This window comes from Jannaschia sp. GRR-S6-38, from assembly GCF_029853695.1.
GTDB classification, from domain to species: Bacteria; Pseudomonadota; Alphaproteobacteria; order Rhodobacterales; family Rhodobacteraceae; genus Jannaschia; species Jannaschia ovalis.
Window position 1 is genome coordinate 146,783 of sequence record NZ_CP122537.1, and the last position, 16,951, is coordinate 163,733.

Annotated in this window: 15 protein-coding genes; 9 read left to right on the plus strand and 6 right to left on the minus strand. The window is 69.6% G+C overall.

Going from position 1 to position 16,951, the window contains the following annotated elements; genetic code table 11:
- Positions 1-69 precede the first annotated feature (69 nt).
- Positions 70-528 carry a Fe-S cluster assembly transcriptional regulator IscR gene (iscR, locus tag P8627_RS00710; protein ID WP_279965563.1) on the minus strand — a complete coding sequence of 153 codons (459 nt, stop codon included), beginning with the start codon at positions 526-528 and terminating at the stop codon, positions 70-72.
- 116 nt (positions 529-644) lie between these two features.
- On the opposite strand from iscR, the gene P8627_RS00715 reads away from it, so the two are divergent.
- The 8 genes from P8627_RS00715 (at position 645) to P8627_RS00750 (ending at position 5,879) form a co-directional block, all read left to right on the plus strand.
- On the plus strand, positions 645-1,298 hold the full coding sequence (locus P8627_RS00715; RefSeq protein ID WP_279965564.1) for an alpha/beta hydrolase: 654 nt from the start codon (positions 645-647) through the stop codon (positions 1,296-1,298).
- A gap of 10 nt (positions 1,299-1,308) precedes the next feature.
- On the plus strand, positions 1,309-1,542 hold the full coding sequence (locus tag P8627_RS00720; RefSeq protein ID WP_279965565.1) for a hypothetical protein: 234 nt from the start codon (positions 1,309-1,311) through the stop codon (positions 1,540-1,542).
- Positions 1,535-2,119 carry an HD domain-containing protein gene (locus P8627_RS00725; protein ID WP_279965566.1) on the plus strand — a complete coding sequence of 195 codons (585 nt, stop codon included), beginning with the start codon at positions 1,535-1,537 and terminating at the stop codon, positions 2,117-2,119. Before P8627_RS00720 ends, P8627_RS00725 begins: the two co-directional genes overlap by 8 nt.
- Positions 2,120-2,124: 5 nt before the next feature.
- Positions 2,125-2,808, plus strand: coding sequence for a VIT1/CCC1 transporter family protein (locus P8627_RS00730; RefSeq protein WP_279965567.1), 684 nt, complete (start codon positions 2,125-2,127; stop codon positions 2,806-2,808).
- Between the two features lie 89 nt (positions 2,809-2,897).
- Positions 2,898-3,320 carry a DUF7282 domain-containing protein gene (locus tag P8627_RS00735; protein WP_279965568.1) on the plus strand — a complete coding sequence of 141 codons (423 nt, stop codon included), beginning with the start codon at positions 2,898-2,900 and terminating at the stop codon, positions 3,318-3,320.
- Between the two features lie 280 nt (positions 3,321-3,600).
- Positions 3,601-4,809 carry an NADP-dependent isocitrate dehydrogenase gene (locus P8627_RS00740; protein WP_279965569.1) on the plus strand — a complete coding sequence of 403 codons (1,209 nt, stop codon included), beginning with the start codon at positions 3,601-3,603 and terminating at the stop codon, positions 4,807-4,809.
- Positions 4,810-4,936: 127 nt separating this feature from the next.
- On the plus strand, positions 4,937-5,557 hold the full coding sequence (locus P8627_RS00745) for a YitT family protein (RefSeq protein ID WP_279965570.1): 621 nt from the start codon (positions 4,937-4,939) through the stop codon (positions 5,555-5,557).
- Between the two features lies 1 nt (position 5,558).
- Positions 5,559-5,879 carry a DMT family transporter gene (locus P8627_RS00750; RefSeq protein WP_279965571.1) on the plus strand — a complete coding sequence of 107 codons (321 nt, stop codon included), beginning with the start codon at positions 5,559-5,561 and terminating at the stop codon, positions 5,877-5,879.
- Here P8627_RS00750 and alaS read toward each other — a convergent pair.
- Both alaS and recA read right to left on the minus strand, forming a co-directional pair.
- Positions 5,876-8,524, minus strand: a complete 2,649-nt coding sequence (alaS, locus tag P8627_RS00755) for an alanine--tRNA ligase (protein WP_279965572.1) — start codon at positions 8,522-8,524, stop codon at positions 5,876-5,878. The genes P8627_RS00750 and alaS overlap by 4 nt on opposite strands.
- Positions 8,525-8,643: 119 nt before the next feature.
- Positions 8,644-9,714 (minus strand): recombinase RecA, encoded by a 1,071-nt coding sequence (recA, locus tag P8627_RS00760; protein WP_279965573.1) that lies wholly within the window; start codon positions 9,712-9,714, stop codon positions 8,644-8,646.
- Between the two features lie 174 nt (positions 9,715-9,888).
- Here recA and P8627_RS00765 point away from each other — a divergent pair, with 174 nt between their 5' ends.
- Entirely contained in the window at positions 9,889-10,470 is a 582-nt protein-coding gene (locus P8627_RS00765; RefSeq protein ID WP_279965574.1) for a gamma-glutamyl kinase, read from the plus strand.
- A 734-nt stretch (positions 10,471-11,204) separates the two neighbouring features.
- Here the strand turns inward: P8627_RS00765 and P8627_RS00770 are convergent.
- The 3 genes from P8627_RS00770 to guaB form a co-directional block, all read right to left on the minus strand.
- Complete coding sequence (locus P8627_RS00770) at positions 11,205-14,021, minus strand: ATP-binding protein (RefSeq protein ID WP_407932989.1); 2,817 nt, start codon at positions 14,019-14,021, stop codon at positions 11,205-11,207.
- A 229-nt stretch (positions 14,022-14,250) separates the two neighbouring features.
- On the minus strand, positions 14,251-15,429 hold the full coding sequence (locus P8627_RS00775) for an RsmB/NOP family class I SAM-dependent RNA methyltransferase (RefSeq protein WP_279965576.1): 1,179 nt from the start codon (positions 15,427-15,429) through the stop codon (positions 14,251-14,253).
- A gap of 9 nt (positions 15,430-15,438) precedes the next feature.
- Positions 15,439-16,887, minus strand: a complete 1,449-nt coding sequence (gene guaB / locus P8627_RS00780; RefSeq protein ID WP_279965577.1) for an IMP dehydrogenase — start codon at positions 16,885-16,887, stop codon at positions 15,439-15,441.
- Positions 16,888-16,951: the final 64 nt, after the last annotated feature.

A 16,951-nucleotide genomic window follows, 5' to 3' on the forward strand; every position in this document is an offset into this window, starting at 1 on the left:
CTCGCGGGGCCGCCCCCCGCCGCGGCGTCGGGGCGGGCCCGATGACGACGGGCGGCGTCCCGGTCTCGGCTAGTCGTCCACGACCTGCAGCAGCGACGGCACGGCCGGGCATGGCGTCATCTCGTTCTCGACGACATCCGACAGGCGGGTCTGGTGCAGGAAGACGTAGACATGCGCCGAGAGCGACTCCCACAGCCGGTTCGCCATGCTCTGCGCGCGGCTGCCCGACGACGCGCCCGAGGCGCCGGCGCCGGTGTGCAGCGCGGAAACCGTTTCGTCGACCGCGGCCAGCACGTCCGAGATGCGGATTTCCGTGGCGGACCGGCCCAGCCGGTAGCCGCCCCCCGGCCCGCGGACCGAGTCGACCAGCCCCGCGCGCCGCAGCTTGACGAAAAGCTGCTCCAGGTAAGGCTGGGACACGCTCTGGCGCTTGGCGATATCGGCCAGCGGCGCGAGCGCGCCCTCCGGCTGCATGGCCAGATCGGCCAGCGCGACCATCGCGTAACGTCCCTTGGTGCTGAGCTTCATGGCGCGGCCCTCTCCATCAGATTGACCTCGGCGCGGGGGCCGCATAACTCTCGCCCACCGCCGGGCGGGCAGTATCTCCGCCGCGCGCGAGCCGTCAACCGCGAGGACCGCCCCCCATGCCCGAAGTGATCTTCCCCGGACCCGAAGGTCGGCTCGAAGGCCGCTACCATCCGCAGAAGGTCAAGGACGCCCCCATTGCCATCGTGCTGCACCCGCATCCGCAATTCGGCGGCACGATGAACAACCGCGTCGTCTACAACCTGCATTACGCTTTCCATTCGCTGGGCTTCACGGTCCTGCGCTTCAACTTCCGCGGCGTGGGCCGCAGCCAGGGCGAATACGACCAGGGCGTGGGCGAGCTGTCGGACGCGGCCTCCGCCCTCGACTATCTGCAGTCGATGAACCCCAATTCCAAGCATTGCTGGGTCGCGGGCTTCAGCTTCGGCGCCTGGATTGGCATGCAGCTCCTGATGCGCCGCCCCGAGATCACGGGCTTCATCTCGGTCTCGCCGCCCGCGGATCGCTACGATTTCTCGTTCCTCGCCCCCTGCCCCAGCTCGGGCCTGATCATCAACGGCTCGGCCGACCGTGTCGCGCCGCCCGCCGACACCACGGCGCTGGTCAACAAGCTGCACGAGCAGAAGGGCATCACCATCACCCACGAGGAGATGGAGGGCGCCGGGCACTTCTTCGAGGATCCCTACATGGATCCGATGATCGAGACGGTGAAGGACTACGTCTCCCGACGCCTCACCGAGACGACGCGCTGAGGAGCGGGGCATGGGCATCGCCGAAGACCTTGCGGACGAGTTGGCGGAAGACGTGATCGCGCATGTCGAGAAGACGGGCGACGAGGACATCATCCGCATCATGGCGCAGTCGCTGGGCGACAGCTCGCAGACGCTGCAGGAGGCCTTCATCACCTCCGTGCGCGTCCAGCGGGCCGCGCTCCGGGCGCGCGAGCGTCTGCAGAAGCGCATCGCCGAATACGGCAAGCCGCAGGGCGATGACTGAGGGCGATCGCGACCTGTCCGCCCGCATGGCCTTCCTGATGGAGGCCGACCGCCTGAAATCCGTGACCCGCGCCACGCGTCTGGCCGACGGCTCGCGCGAGGAGAACAGCGCCGAGCACAGCTGGCACCTGTCGCTCTTCGCGCTGACGCTGGCGCCGCACGCGCCCGAGGGCGTGGATCCGAGCCGGGTGATCGCAATGCTGATCCTCCACGACCTGGTCGAGATCGACGCGGGCGACACCCCGATCTTCGGCACGGCCCCCGACCCGACCGAGGCCGAGGCGCGCGCCGCCGACCGCATCTTCGGCCTGTTGCCCCCGGCGCAGGCCAACGCCTTCCGCGCGCTCTGGAACGAGTTCGAGACCGCCGAGACCGCCGATGCGCGCTTCGCCAAATCCCTCGACCGCTTCCAGCCGCCGAACCTCAACCTCGCCAATGGCGGCGGCTCCTGGACCGATTACGACGTGACCGAAGACCAGGTCCGCGCGCGCGTCGGCGCGAAGATCGAACATGGCGCACCGGCGCTCTGGGAATGGCTCTCGCCGCGCATCGCGGCCTTCTTCCGGCTCGGGGGCTGAGGGCGATGGGCGCGCGGCGGGGGGTTCGGGAATATCTTCGCCAGATCGTCTTCGGCGGCAATGACGGCATCGTGACGACCTTCGCCGTGGTCGCGGGCTTTTCCGGGGCCGGGGCGGGCGAGGTCGCCGGGATCGGGACCGCGGCGGTGATTGTCTTCGGCGTGGCCAACCTGGCCGCCGACGCGATGTCCATGGGCATGGGCGAATGGCTGTCGGACCGGGCGCAGCGCGACGTCTGGCGCGCCGGGCGAACCCGGCTCGCGGCGATGACACGCGAGACCCGGGTCGCCCGCCTGACCGAGAGCCTGCGCGACGCGGGCCTCGACGCGGACCCCGCGCGGGACGCCGCGCGCGCCATCGAGCGCTCGCCCGACCTGACGGCTCGGCTGGTCCTGTCCACCGACGGGGTCGAGCAGGCCCCCGAGGAGGGCGCGCTGGCCCGCGCGCTCGTCACCTTCGCGGCCTTCGTGGCCTTCGGCCTGATCCCGCTTCTGCCTTTCTTCGTGTCGGGCGCGGGCGGGGCGGATCTGCGCGCCTCGGCGCTGGCGACCCTCGCCGCGCTGCTCCTTCTCGGGTTGCTGCGCTGGCGGGCGACCGGGATCCCGCTCTGGCGGTCGCTGCTCGAGACGGTGGGCCTGGGCGCGCTCTGCGCCGCCGCGGCCTGGGGCGCGGGCGCCGCATTGGCCTGACGCCCGCCGGTCGCGAATTTTTCCGGCCCGCGCTGAAACTCTCCCGACGCGCCGTCGTGACTGCGCATGTCATCAACAGGGAGGCTTCCATGCCAATCCAGCTCACGACCCTCAGCGCCGCCGCGCTCCTTCTCACCCTTGGCGCGGCCCATGCCGCAGGCCACGCGATGGCCCCGGCGATTACAGCCGCCGACCAGTCCGTCGCCAACGGCGTCGTCTCCGCCGCCTCGATCCTCGCCGGAGAGAACGGCTGGCTGGTCGTGCACCGCACCGATGCCGCGATGGCGCCCGGACCGGTCGTGGGCCACGCCCCGATCCGCGCCGGCGAGACCACCGATGTCGCCGCGATCCTGACCGAGGATGTCGCCCCCGGCGAGATGCTCATGCTGATGGTCCATTCCGAAGCGGCGGGCACGCGGACCGGCATCTTCGAATACACGCTCGGCGCGGTGGAGGACGGCCCCGTGCGCGTCGACGACGCGCTGGTGATGACGGTCATCACCGCCCAGTGACGGCAATGCGGCGGGCCGCACGGCCCGCCCACGACATTCCGGGAGGCGCGGGTCGCGCGTAGCTTAACAGACCCCTGCATTCCGGAAGGCCGCCCGGACGACAGCGATGTCCCGACCGGCGGTCCGCCCGGTCCCCCGTCGGGGGCCGGGTTCTTTCTTGTCCGGCGCGTGGATCTTGCGCTGCCGCGGCGGCGTGGTATGCGACGGCATACAGTCTTTCCAGAGCGCGCCGCCCCTGCTAGGAGGCGCGCGAGACTTCGCACCAGACCGAGAGGCCCCCATGTCCAAGATCAAGGTTGAGAACCCCGTCGTCGAGCTCGACGGCGACGAGATGACCCGCATCATCTGGGACTTCATAAAGCAGAAGCTGATCCTGCCCTATCTCGATATCGACCTGCTCTACTACGATCTGGGCATCGAGAGCCGCGACGAGACCAACGACCAGATCACCATCGACGCCGCCGAGAAGATCAAGGAGATCGGCGTCGGCGTGAAATGCGCCACGATCACCCCCGACGAGGCGCGGGTCGAGGAATTCGGCCTCAAGAAGATGTGGCGCTCGCCCAACGGCACGATCCGCAACATCCTGGGCGGCGTCGTCTTTCGCGAGCCGATCATCTGCTCGAACGTGCCCCGCCTCGTGCCCGGCTGGACCCAGCCCATCATCATCGGCCGCCACGCCTATGGCGACCAGTACCGCGCCACCGACATGAAATTCCCCGGGCCGGGCAAGCTGTCGATGAAATTCGTGGGCGAGGACGGCACCGTGATCGAGGAGGAGGTCTTCGACGCGCCCTCCTCGGGCATCTACATGGGCATGTACAATCTCGATTCCTCGATCATCGACTTCGCCCGCGCCTCCTTCAATTACGGGCTCAAGCGCGGCTACCCGGTCTACCTGTCCACCAAGAACACGATCCTGAAGCAGTATGACGGCCAGTTCATGATCCTGTTCCAGAAGGTCTTCGACGAGGAGTTCAAGGACAAGTTCGCCGAAGCCGGCCTGACCTACGAGCACCGCCTGATCGACGACATGGTGGCGGCCGCGATGAAGTGGTCCGGCGGCTATGTCTGGGCCTGCAAGAACTACGACGGCGACGTGCAGTCCGACACCGTGGCGCAGGGCTTCGGCTCGCTGGGCCTGATGACCTCGCAGCTGATGACGCCCGACGGCAAGATCGTCGAGGCCGAGGCCGCCCACGGCACCGTCACGCGCCATTACCGCCAGCACCAGGCCGGCAAGGAGACCTCGACCAACTCGATCGCGTCGATCTTCGCCTGGACCGGCGGGCTCAAGCACCGCGCCAAGCTGGACGGCAACGACCAGCTGATGAACTTCGCCGCGACGCTGGAGAAGGTCATCGTCGACACGGTCGAGAGCGGCGACATGACCAAGGACCTGGCGCTGCTCGTGGGCCCCGACCAGAAATGGCTGACCACGATGGGCTTCCTCGAGAAGATCGACGAAAACCTGCAGGCCGCGCTGTAACGACCCGGAGGGACGGGGGGCGCTGCCCCTCGCCCCGCCCGAAACGGCCGGAAAGGCGCGACGCGGGGCGGGCCGAAGCGCGCCGCCCCGCTGGACAGCCCCGGCCCGCCCGCCTAGCTGCCGCGGCATGTCGAATGAACCGCATCAGCCCCGCGCCGTCCCGCACAGCCTTCTGGAAGACGTGCAGGGCATCGCGCTGGGCTGCGCGCTCTGCGCGCTCGGGATCCTGTTCCTGACCCAAGCGGCGCTGATCACCGGACAGACGGCCGGTCTGGCGGTGCTCCTGACCTATGCCACGGACCTGCCCTTCGGGATCTGGTTCTTCCTCGTCAACCTGCCCTTCTACTGGCTGGGCTGGACGCGCATGGGCGCGCGTTTCGTGGTCAAGACGGTGATCGCCGTCAGCCTCGTCTCGGCCCTGACGGCGCTGATGCCGACGGTGCTGCGCTTCGATTACGTCCACCCCGTCGCCGCCGCGGCGCTGGCCGGGGCGGTGATCGGGCTGGGGCTCATGGCCGTCTTCCGCCACGGCGCGTCGCTGGGCGGGATCGGCATCCTCGCGCTCTGGATGCAGGAGCGGTTCGGCATCCAGGCCGGCTGGGTGCAGCTGGGCTTCGACGGGATCCTATTCCTGGCGGCCTTCGCGCTTCTCGATCCGGTCCTCGTGGCCGCGTCGCTCCTGGGCGCGGTCGTCGTGAACCTGATCATCGCGGTCAATCACCGCCGCGACCGCTATATCGGGCGCTGAGATGGTCTGGATCTACCTGACCCTCGCGATCGTCGCCGAAACCATCGGCACCTCGGCGCTGAAGGCCTCGGACGGCTTCACGCGTCTCGCGCGGTCGCTGGTGACGGTGGCGGGCTACGCGCTGTCCTTCTGGCTGCTGGCGCTGGTGCTCAAGACGATCCCGGTGGGCATCGCCTACGCGATCTGGTCGGGGCTCGGCATCGTGCTCATCGCGCTGATCGGCTGGCTGGTCTTCGGCCAGAAGCTCGACCCGCCCGCGATGATCGGCATGGGCCTGATCGTCGCGGGCATTGTCGTCATGCAGCTCTCTGCGAAGGTCTAGGCCGCCGCGATCACGCCGCGCACCGCGTCGAGCGCCGCCTCGGCCTGCGCGATATCGGCCCCGCCGCCCTGCGCCATCTCGGGCCGGCCGCCGCCGCCGCGCCCGCCGAGCGCCTCGACCGCGGCCTTGACCAGATCGACCGCCGAGACCCGCCCGGACAGGTCCTTGGTCACCCCGGCCGCCACCGCGGGCTTGGCGCCCGTATCCGCGATCAGCACGACGATGCCGGAGCCGAGCTTCTGCTTCTGCGCATCGACCATCGGGCCGAGATCCTTGCCCGACACGCCCGAAATAACCTGAAGAACGGATTTCATCCCGTTGATATCGCTCGCGTCGGCGCCCTCGCCCATGGCCGCATCGCGGCGCAGCTGCGCGATCTCGGCCTGCAGCTTGCGGCGTTCGTCCATCAGCGCGCGGACCCGCTCCGGCACCTCCTCGGGCTGGGCCTTGAAGAGGTTCGCGAGCTCACTCACCCGCCGGTCCTGCGCGCGCAGGTGATCCATCGCGGCCTGTCCCGTCAGCGCCTCGATCCGCCGGACACCGGCGCTGGACGCCTGGTCGCCCAGCGTCACGAAGGCCCCGATCTCGCCCGTCCGCGCGACATGCGTGCCGCCGCAGAGCTCGATCGAATAGGTCTCGCCGTCCGATCCCTTGCCCGAGCCGGATTGCGTGCCCATCGACACGACGCGCACCTCGTCCCCGTATTTCTCGCCGAAGAGCGCCTGCGCCCCGAGCGCGCGCGCGTCGTCGGGCGCCATGATCCGGGTCGAAACGGGCGCGTTCTGGCGGATGAAGCCGTTCACCTCCGCCTCGATCCGCGCCAAATCCTCGGCCGAGACCGCCTGCCCGTGGCTGAAATCGAAGCGCAGCCGGTCCGGCGCGTTGAGCGAGCCGCGCTGCGCCACGTGATCGCCAAGCGCCTCGCGCAGCGCTTCGTGCAGCAGGTGAGTGGCCGAGTGGTTGGCCCGGATCGCGGTCCGGCGGCCGTGATCGACGACAAGCTCGGCGGTCTGGCCAGGCGTGATCGTGCCCTCCTCGATCTCGGCCTGGTGCAGGAAGACGCCGACGGCCTTCTTCGTGTCCGTGATCCGCGCGCGACCCGTCGCCGTCTTCACCACGCCGGTATCGCCGACCTGTCCGCCCGCCTCCGCGTAGAAGGGCGTCTGGTTCACGACCAGCGCCACGCTTTCGCCCGCCTTGGCGGTCTCGACCGCGGCCCCGTCGCGCACCAGCGCCAGCACCTGGCCCTCGGCCCTTTCGGTGTCGTAGCCCACGAACTCGGTCGCGCCGTGCTCCTCGGCCAGGTCGAACCAGATCGCGGCATCGGCCTGCTCGCCCGAGCCCGACCAGGCCGCGCGCGCGCGGGCCTTCTGCTCGGCCATCGCGGCGTCGAAGCCGTCCTGGTCGACGCGCAGCCCCTTCTCGCGCAGCGCGTCCTGCGTCAGGTCCAGCGGGAAGCCATAGGTGTCGTAGAGCTTGAAGGCGGCCGCACCGGGCAGCGTCCCGCCACCCGGCAGCTTCGCCACCTCGTCCTCCAGCAGCCGCAACCCCCGGTCGAGCGTCGAGCGGAACCGCTCCTCCTCGCCGCGCAGCGTCTCCTCGATCAGGGTCTTGGCGCGGACCAGCTCGCCGTAATGCGCGCCCATCTGGCGCACGAGCGCGGGCACCAGCCGGTGCATCAGCGGCTCGGCGGCGCCGGCCTGGTGGGCGTGGCGCATCGCGCGGCGCATGATCCGGCGCAGCACGTAGCCGCGTCCCTCGTTGGACGGCATGACCCCGTCCGCGATCAGGAAGGCGGTCGAGCGCAGGTGATCGGCGATCACCCGGTGATGCATCCGCGCCGGGCCGTCCGGTTCGGTGCCCGAGGCATCGGCCGAAGCCTCGATCAGGGCACGCATCACGTCGGTGTCGTAATTGTCGTGCTTGCCCTGCAGGAGCGCGCCGATCCGTTCCAGCCCCATGCCGGTGTCGATCGACTGCATGTCGAGCGGCATCATCGTGCCGTCGGCGAATTGCTCGTTCTGCATGAAGACAAGGTTCCAGATCTCGATGAACCGGTCGCCATCCTCCTCCGGGCTGCCCGGCGGGCCGCCCGGGATGCCCTCGCCATGATCGAAGAAGATCTCGGTGCAGGGGCCGCAGGGGCCGGTCGGGCCCATGCGCCAGAAATTGTCGTCCGAGGCGATGCGGATGATCCGCTCGTCGGGCAGGCCCGCGACCTTCTTCCAGATCGCGGCCGCCTCGTCGTCGGTGTGGTAGATCGTGACCAGCATCCGGTCGGCGGGGATGTCGAATTCGCGGGTCAGAAGCTCCCATGCGAAGGGGATGGCCTCGGCCTTGAAGTAATCCCCGAAGCTGAAATTCCCCAGCATTTCGAAGAAGGTATGGTGGCGCGCGGTATAGCCGACATTGTCCAGGTCGTTGTGCTTGCCGCCGGCGCGCACGCATTTCTGGCTGGTCGTGGCGCGGTTGTAGTCGCGATGCTCGACCCCGGTAAAGACGTTCTTGAACTGCACCATCCCGGAATTGGTGAACATCAGCGTCGGGTCGTTGCGCGGGACCAGCGGCGAGCTGTCGACCACGGCATGTCCCTGCCCCGCGAAGTAATCGAGGAAGGTGCTGCGGATGTCGTTCAGGCTGGCCATTGTCGTCCCTCTCGAAGATGCGCGCCTCTCCTAGCCCCGCCCCGATTGGCCGTCCAGTGGGCCCACGAGAAAGGGGCCGCGAACGGCCCCCTAGGTCGGTCCGGACGGGGCCCGTGCCGTTACTCGTCGAGGCCCTCGTCCTGGTCGGTCTTGGACATCTGGAAATCCAGGCCATGCGCGGCGCGGATCTTGTCCTCGATCTCCTCGGCGACGGCGGGATTGTCCTTGAGGAATTGCTTGGAATTCTCGCGGCCCTGACCGATCCGCTCGTCGCCATAGCTGAACCAGGCGCCCGACTTCTCGACCACGCCGGCCTTCACGCCGAGATCGAGAAGCTCGCCGGTCTTCGAGATGCCCTCGCCGAACATGATGTCGAACTCGACCACCTTGAAGGGCGGCGCGACCTTGTTCTTGACGATCTTCACCTTGGTTTGGTTGCCCACGACCTCGTCGCGATCCTTGATCGAGCCGATGCGACGGATGTCGAGCCGGACGGAGGAGTAGAATTTCAGCGCGTTGCCGCCCGTCGTCGTCTCGGGCGAGCCGAACATCACGCCGATCTTCATCCGGATCTGGTTGATGAAGATGACCATGCAGTTGGAGCGGCTGATCGAGCCCGTCAGCTTGCGCATGGCCTGGCTCATCAGGCGGGCATGCACGCCGACCGAGCTGTCGCCCATGTCGCCTTCGAGCTCGGATTTCGGCGTCAGCGCCGCGACCGAGTCGACCACGACCATCGAGACGGCGCCGGAGCGCACCAGCGTGTCGGTGATCTCGAGCGCCTGCTCGCCGGTGTCGGGCTGCGAGATCAGAAGCTCGTCCAGGTCGACCCCCAGCTTGCGGGCGTATTGCGGATCGAGCGCATGCTCGGCATCGACGAAGGCGCAGACGCCGCCCTTCTTCTGCTCCTCGGCCACCGCGTGCAGCGTCAGCGTCGTCTTGCCGGAGCTTTCGGGGCCGTAGATCTCGATGATCCGGCCCTTGGGCAGGCCGCCGATGCCCAGCGCGATATCGAGCCCGAGCGAGCCCGTCGAGGTCGCCTCGATATCCTTGAGGACGTTGTCGCCGCCCAGCTTCATGATCGAGCCCTTGCCGAACTGCCGTTCGATCTGTGCCAGGGCCGAATCCAGAGCCTTCTGCTTGTCGCCGCCGCGCTTGTCGCTCATGTCGAGTAGGTTCGCCGTTGCCATATCGTCCGCCCTTGTTGCACGCTGCCACCGGGGCAGCAATCTGGGTTTGCGTTCACCTGATGTTCTGCTGACCCTATGGAACGGACGCAGAACAAAATCAAGCGAAATGCGATGCAATCGGCTTAGCCGGATCGCGGTTAAGAAACGATTGACGCAAGGGGCGGCGGGGAGCGGATGCTGGTATTCTGGAAGGCACGGGTGGTTCTGCTGGCCGTGCCGAAGACGGGGACGACGGCGCTCGAGGCCGCGCTCGCGCCGCGCGCCGATGCCGCGATCGTCAATCCGCCGGGGCTCAAGCATTGCACGGTGCGCAAGTATCGCCGCGAATTGGCGGAGTTCTTCGAGCAGAAGGGCCGCCGGCCGATGGAGCTGATCGCGGTGATGCGCGAGCCGCGCGACTGGTTGGGCAGCTGGTATCGCTACCGCTCCCGGCCCCAGCTCGACGGTCAGCCCAACTCCACCACCGGGATGGATTTCGATGCGTTCGTCGCGGCCCATCTCTCGGATCCCGCCCCCGATTTCGCCCGCGTAGGCTCGCAGGCCCAGTTTCTCCAGGGCGGCGTCGATCACCTGTTTCGCCACGACCGGATGCCCGATCTGGTCGGCTTCCTGCAGGATCGAATCGGCGAGGAGATCGCCCTGCCCCGCGCGAACGTCTCGCCCGCCGGGCGGACCGACCTGTTGCCCGAAACGGAGGCCAGGCTGCGGCGAGAGCGCGCGGCGGATTTCAACCTCTGGAATTCGCTTCAGGGCTAGGGGCGAGGTCGGTTGGGGCGATGCGCGTCGGCATCGGCGGACAGGTCGGGCCGTTCCCGCACCGCAGGCCCGGAACCGCGCGACGAGGTTGCGCAGTCCCGCGCCGATCCTCGCCGTAGTCCGACATCGGTCCGCGATCCAATGCCGAGCTCTCCGCCCGGGCACAGGATCCAGTCACCCGCCGCCCAAGGCGCGATGCACTCGGGCCTCCGCAACGGATCCACAGTCGCCCGGGGTTCCGAGGCGTCGGAGAAATATGTGCCAACGGATCTCGCCGCGCTCGGATCACGTCGATAAGCCAGCCGTCGGGGCGAATGCGGTTTCGATCATCGGGCAACACCCCGAGAGTCAGTTGAGAAGCCCCGGCGCCTCAGCAGATCCGCGGCTCGAAGGCCGACGTGATGCCCGGCGCGCTCCTCCCCGTCCGTGGGGGCTGCAGCTAGTGCGCGCGGCCGAGACCGGGATGGCCGCGCCGATTTCGGATCGGCTGCTGACCAAGCGCCTTCGGCTCGGAGCAAGGCTGGATCGTGCGCACCACCGCCACCCCCCTGCAACGCTCGACTTGGCCGTGGATCGAACGGAACTGGACTGGCCTGGAGGCCGGTCCGTGCGGACTTCGAGACGCAGGCCGAGGCCGATCCCTCCTGGCGCCCGGTCGCCTATAGGCTCAAGGGAACGAAATGGGGCGCTGTTGATGGAAAGCGCCGCTCCCTGAGCGCCACCGCGCCCAGTCGTCAGGCCAGGGCGCGTTCCACCGTCCGGGTCAGCTCCGAGAGCGAGAACGGTTTGGCGAGGAAGGTGGCGTTCGGGATCGGCGCGCTGGTCTCGGAGAGGGCGTCCTGCGTGTAGCCCGACACGAAGATCGTCCGGACGTCGGGCCGCGATTGCAGGGCGCGTCGGACCCAGGTCGGGCCATCGAGACCGGGCATCATCACATCCGTCACGAAGAGATCGACCTCCAGCCCCTCGTCCTCGAGCGTCTTCAGCGCATCCTCGGCCGAAGCCGCCTCCAGCACGGAATAACCTCTGAGCCGCAAGGCGCGGGATGCGAAAGCCCGGACCGGCGCCTCGTCCTCGACGAGCAGGACCAGCGGGTCGCGGGCCCGCTCGGGCATGTCGTCTCGGGATGGGGGCGATGCGCCATCCGCGGTCGCCGCCGGGCCCTCGGGGTCCACGCAGTCCGCATCGCGGGTTTCCGCGTCCTCGGCCTCCGGCACGCCGCAATCCGGCTCCGCCCGCCGCGCGGCCACGTCGGCGGGCGCGTCCATTTCTGCGGCGGTCGATGAGTCGCAGGGCTGATCGGCGCTCGTGGGGTCCGACGCGGCCTGCTCGGACATCTCCGCCACCGGCATCTCACGGTCGGATACTTCCTCCGCACGATCATCGGTCTGCACCGCGCAGATCTCCGCGATCCCGGCCCGGAGATGCACGTCCTCGGCGGGCTCGGAAGGCGTCGCGCCATTGGGCGCCTCGTCGTCCTGATCTGCGTCTGCATCGGCCGAGGCCACGCCATGCGAGACCGCGTCCAGCTCGAGATCCGGGCGGACCTCGCCCGGCGTCGCGCCCGTCACGTCGGCCGAGGACGCGGCGGCCGGTGTTTCCCTGGCCTCCGAGGCGCGGGCCTCGGCATCTTCGCCCGCCAGAGCCGCCGGGGCCGATGCCGGTGCGGCGTGGTTGCCGAACCCCATCTCGACGAGGCGCAGCGCCGGTGCCTCGTCGGGCACGGGTCGCGCGGGTTGCAGGACTTCGGGCATAACGGGCGCGAGCAGGTCGATCTGCGCGTTTGCCGCGACCTCGCCGATGGCCGGGAAGTACAGGCTGAAGACCGTGCCGCGCTCGGCCTCGCTATCGGCGAAGATATAGCCGCCGGATTGCTTGATGATCCCATAGGCCATCGACAGGCCCAGGCCGGTGCCCTCGCCGGGCCGCTTCGTGGTGAAGAAGGGCTCGAAGATGCGGGCGAGCGCGTCTTCCGGGATGCCGCAGCCCTCGTCGGACACGGTGATGACGACGTATTGTCCCGCCGGAACGGTGACGCGGTCGCGATGCATCGGCGCGTCGAGGAACCGGCAGCGCGTCTCGATCCGGATCTCGCCGCCCTCGGGCATCGCGTCGCGCGCGTTCACGACGAGGTTCATCAGCACCTGCTCGAGCTGCCGGCGGTCGCCGCGGATCGGGATCAGCGCCGGATCGTGGCTGAGCCGCAGGGTGATCCGCTCGCCCACGAGGCGGTTGAGCAGATGGGTCAGGTCGCCCAGCGTGTCGCGCAGGTCGATATCCTGCATCTCGAGCGTCTGCTTGCGCGAGAAGGCGAGGAGCTGTCCCACGAGCGCCGCGGCCCGGTTGGCGTTCTGCGTGATCTGCGTGAGGTCGGCGTGATCCTCGTCGCCTTCGCCATGGCGCAGGAGCAGAAGGTCGCAATGCCCCGAGATCGCGGTCAGCAGGTTGTTGAAATCATGCGCGACGCCGCCGGCGAGCTGGCCGATCGCCTGCATCTTCTGGCTCTGGACGAATTGCGCCTCCATCGTCTTGAGCTCGGTCGCGTCGTTGAGGACGGCGATCAGCCCGGCCTCGCCGTCGCCGACCGGGCGCCCGAGCGTGATCTGCAGAAACGTCTCGGTCTCGGCGCCGGTCACGCGCACCACCTCGGAGCGGTTGAGCCCGCGCCCGGCCGAGGCTTCGGTCACCCATTCGCTGATCGACCGTCCCAGCCCCTCGACCATGGCCGCGAGCCGGCGTTCGTCGCCGCCGGCGGAGGGCGGCAGCAACTCGCGGGCGGCGCGGTTGGCGGCGACGACATGGCCGCGCGGATCGAGCCGCAGGAGCGCCACCGGCAAGGCGTCGAAGGCGACGCGACCGTCGGAATCCTCGCCCGCGGGAAGGACGAAGACCTCCTGCCGGCCGTTCACGGGCGCCGAGAGGACGACGCGAACCCGCTCCGCCCCGTCGCGCGTGCGGAGCGTGTTCACCACGCCGTTCTGCAGCGGATGGTCGTCGAAGAGGTCCCGGACGCGCTTGGCACGCTGGCCGGTCATGCTGCGCAGGCTTTCGTTCATGTAGAGGATCGTGCCGGAGGGGCCGAAGGTCAGCATCGGCAGGCCGATCCCGTCGGCGGCCCGCGGCGGGCGATCGACCAGATCCTCCAGCCGCCAGAGATGGCCGCCGGGTACGGCGTGGACCGCGATCCGCACATGGCCGCGCCGGGTCACGACATCCTCGCGCGTGGCGCTCGCCGTTTCGGCCGCGGTCTTGAGGCGGTGGACCACCGCATCGGGGCTGGCGAAGAGCGGCTCAAGCGCGCGGGTCATGGTCGCGCCGTCCTGGTTGCCGAAGCGGTCCACGGCCGAGCGGTTCTGCGCGAAGATCACGCCATGCGTATCGGTGCAGAAGCCCGGCGCGCTGTCGAATTCGAGGAAGTCGAGGACGATCCGCAATTTGCGCTCCGCCGCGCGGGCGGTGAGCCAGGACGCCGCCTGGACCGCGAGGAAGATCGCGGCCAGCGCCCCGGCGATGGCCATCATGAAGGGCTGCGAAATCGGCGCCCCCGCCATGGAGGCGGCGACCGCCCCCAGCGCCACCACGAGAAAGACGCCCGAGCCCGCCCGCAGCCGCCGCAATGTCAACGCCAGTTCAGCCAAGCACGCCATCCCCTCGATCAGACCGATCCGGGGATCGCCCCCGAAGGTCGCAGGCTCTATCGCGCGGAAGTGTTAAGGCCGGCTTAACGCAAGCCCGATCCGCGGCGGATGTGGCGACGCTAGCACGGGTTCCGGGCCGCCCCTAGCCCTGCCCGCGCCGCAGGATCGCGAGGAAGAATCCGTCCGCCCCGTCGCGCGGCATGCAGCGCCAGGTCGCGTCGCATTGCAGGTCGCCGTGCCGCCGCGAGGCAGCCGCCACGCGGTCGTCGTTCTCGGAGGCGAGCAGCGAGCAGGTCATGTAGCCGATCCAGCCGCCGGGGCGCAGAAGCGACCGCGCGCGGTCGAGGATCGCATCCTGCGTGGCCTGCAGATCGGACAGGCGATCCGGGGTCAGGCGCCACTTGGCCTCGGGCGCGCGGCGCCAGCTGCCGGAGCCCGAGCAAGGCACGTCGGCGATGATGCCGTCGAAGGGCGCCACGGCCTCCGGATCGGGGCACGGGCGCAGGTCGGCACCGGCGCGCGCGGCGCGGGCGGGCAGATCGCGCATCCGGGAGGGATCGGCATCGTGGACATGGACCGGTTCCCCGGAGCGGGCCGCATAGGCCAGGGCCTTGCCGCCGCCGCCTGCACAAAGATCCAGAATCCGCGCGCCGGATGCGAACGGCAGGCGGTCGACCAGGGCCTGGCTACCCGCGTCCTGAAATTCGAACAGGCCTTCCGTGAAGGCGGGCAGGCCCTGCAAGCCACGCGGCGCGCCGGCGAGGAGGACGGCGCTCGGCGACAGGGGATGGGCCGCGGCCGCGACGCCCCCCGAGAGAAGCGCGGCCACCAGCGCGTCGCGATCGATCCGGGCCGTGTTGGCGCGCAGGATCACCGGCGCACGGTCGCGCAGGGCCAGCGCCACCGCTTCGGCATCGGGGCCCAGGGCATCAGTGAAGAGCGGCAGCAGCCAGTCGGGCAGGTCCAGCCGGACGCCAGCGGGCGCGGGGCCCGGATCGGGCAGCGGGTCGAGCGGTGCGGGCGCGTGGCCCTGCCCGTCGAACAGGGCGGCCAGATCGGCGCCCAGCCCGGCCAGCAGCCCGGCCATCACGGCGCGGGCCGACATCCCGGAGGGCGCGACATCGCCCTGCCCGCCGGCCCAGGCCGCGCTGCGCAGCCGGCGCAGCGCGTCGAACACATGGTCGCGCACGGCGGCGCGGTCCTTCGAGCCCGCATAGCGCGCGCCGCGCGCCCAGGCCGTCAGCGCCCGTTCCGCCGCGGCGCCGCGCAGCACCTGGTCCAGGACCTCGATCGCCGCCTGGACGCGCGCGCCGGGGGTCACGGCCGGGCCTCAGGCACCGCGGTAATTCGGGCTTTCGCGCGTGATCTGGACATCGTGGACGTGGCTTTCCTTCAGCCCCGCGCCGGTGATCTTCACGAATTGGCAATTCGTCCGCATCTCGTCGACCGTGGCGCAGCCGGTATAGCCCATCGCCGCGCGCAGGCCGCCCACGAGCTGATGGATCACCGCGCCGGCGGACCCCTTGTAGGGCACCTGCCCCTCGATCCCCTCGGGCACCAGCTTGTCGGAGGCCGCGTCCTTCTGGAAATACCGGTCCGCCGAGCCGCGCGCCATCGCCCCGAGCGAGCCCATGCCGCGATAGGATTTGAAGCTGCGGCCCTGGTAGAGGATCACCTCGCCCGGGCTCTCGTCGGTGCCCGCGATCATCGAGCCGACCATCGCGCAGGACGCGCCCGCCGCGATGGCCTTGGCGAAATCACCCGAGAACTTGATGCCGCCATCGGCGATGACCGGCACATCGCCCGCGGCACCGGCCGCGTCCATGATGGCGGTCATCTGCGGCACGCCCACGCCCGCGACGACTCGCGTGGTGCAGATCGATCCGGGCCCGATCCCAACCTTGACCGCATCCGCGCCGCTGCCGATCAGGGCGCGCGCGCCCTCGGCCGTGGCGACGTTGCCGGCGACGACCTGCACGTCGTTCGACAGCCGCTTGATCCGGTCGACGGCGATGCCGACGCCTTCGGAATGGCCATGCGCGGTGTCGACGACGATCAGGTCGCAGCCCGCGTCGATCAGCGCCTCGGACCGCTCGAACCCGGCGTCGCCCACGGTGGTCGCCGCGGCGACGCGCAGCCGGCCCAGCTGGTCCTTGCAGGCCTGCGGGTTCAGCACCGCCTGCTCCAGATCCTTGATCGTCATCAGGCCGGTCAGCCGGCCCGCGGCGTTGAGCACAAGGAGCTTCTCGATCCGGCGGGCATGCATGAGGCTGCGCGCCTCGGCGGTGTCGACCGGCTCCTGAAGGACGGCGAGGTTCTCGGAGGTCATCATCGCATGAACCGGCGTCGAGTCGTCGGTTGCGAAGCGCATGTCGCGATTGGTGACGATGCCCAGCACCCGGCCGCCCGCGTCCACGACCGGAAAGCCGGTGACGCGGTAGCGGTCCTGCAGGGCCTTGGCGTCGGCGAGCGTCTGGTCGGGGGTCAGCGTGACGGGGTTGTAGACCACGCCGCTCTCGAAGCGCTTCACGCGGCGCACCTCGTCGGCCTGGGCCAGCACGTCGAGATTGCGGTGGATCACCCCCATGCCGCCGGCCTGCGCCATGGCGATGGCCATCCGCGCCTCGGTCACCGTGTCCATGGCCGAGCTGAGCAGCGGGATGTTCAGCGCGATGGATTTCGTCACGCGCGTCCGCGTGTCGGCGGTGCCGGGCAGCACGCGGCTTTCGGCGGGCAGAAGCAGGACGTCGTCGAAGGTCAGGGCCTCGCGAATCTCCATCGGGGTCTCCGTTCGGGGATGTCGGTTGGCGCTTTCCTGTTTCACGCGGGGCGAGCCGTGACAA

Bases quoted from the DNA above. Each gene is read 5' to 3' on its own strand.
- iscR (WP_279965563.1), bottom strand. From the start codon at position 528: ATGAAGCTCAGCACCAAGGGACGTTACGCGATGGTCGCGCTGGCCGAT.
- P8627_RS00715 (WP_279965564.1), top strand. From the start codon at position 645: ATGCCCGAAGTGATCTTCCCCGGACCCGAAGGTCGGCTCGAAGGCCGC.
- P8627_RS00720 (WP_279965565.1), top strand. From the start codon at position 1,309: ATGGGCATCGCCGAAGACCTTGCGGACGAGTTGGCGGAAGACGTGATC.
- P8627_RS00725 (WP_279965566.1), top strand. From the start codon at position 1,535: ATGACTGAGGGCGATCGCGACCTGTCCGCCCGCATGGCCTTCCTGATG.
- P8627_RS00730 (WP_279965567.1), top strand. From the start codon at position 2,125: ATGGGCGCGCGGCGGGGGGTTCGGGAATATCTTCGCCAGATCGTCTTC.
- P8627_RS00735 (WP_279965568.1), top strand. From the start codon at position 2,898: ATGCCAATCCAGCTCACGACCCTCAGCGCCGCCGCGCTCCTTCTCACC.
- P8627_RS00740 (WP_279965569.1), top strand. From the start codon at position 3,601: ATGTCCAAGATCAAGGTTGAGAACCCCGTCGTCGAGCTCGACGGCGAC.
- P8627_RS00745 (WP_279965570.1), top strand. From the start codon at position 4,937: ATGTCGAATGAACCGCATCAGCCCCGCGCCGTCCCGCACAGCCTTCTG.
- P8627_RS00750 (WP_279965571.1), top strand. From the start codon at position 5,559: ATGGTCTGGATCTACCTGACCCTCGCGATCGTCGCCGAAACCATCGGC.
- alaS (WP_279965572.1), bottom strand. From the start codon at position 8,524: ATGGCCAGCCTGAACGACATCCGCAGCACCTTCCTCGATTACTTCGCG.
- recA (WP_279965573.1), bottom strand. From the start codon at position 9,714: ATGGCAACGGCGAACCTACTCGACATGAGCGACAAGCGCGGCGGCGAC.
- P8627_RS00765 (WP_279965574.1), top strand. From the start codon at position 9,889: ATGCTGGTATTCTGGAAGGCACGGGTGGTTCTGCTGGCCGTGCCGAAG.
- P8627_RS00770 (WP_407932989.1), bottom strand. From the start codon at position 14,021: ATGGCGGGGGCGCCGATTTCGCAGCCCTTCATGATGGCCATCGCCGGG.
- guaB (WP_279965577.1), bottom strand. From the start codon at position 16,887: ATGGAGATTCGCGAGGCCCTGACCTTCGACGACGTCCTGCTTCTGCCC.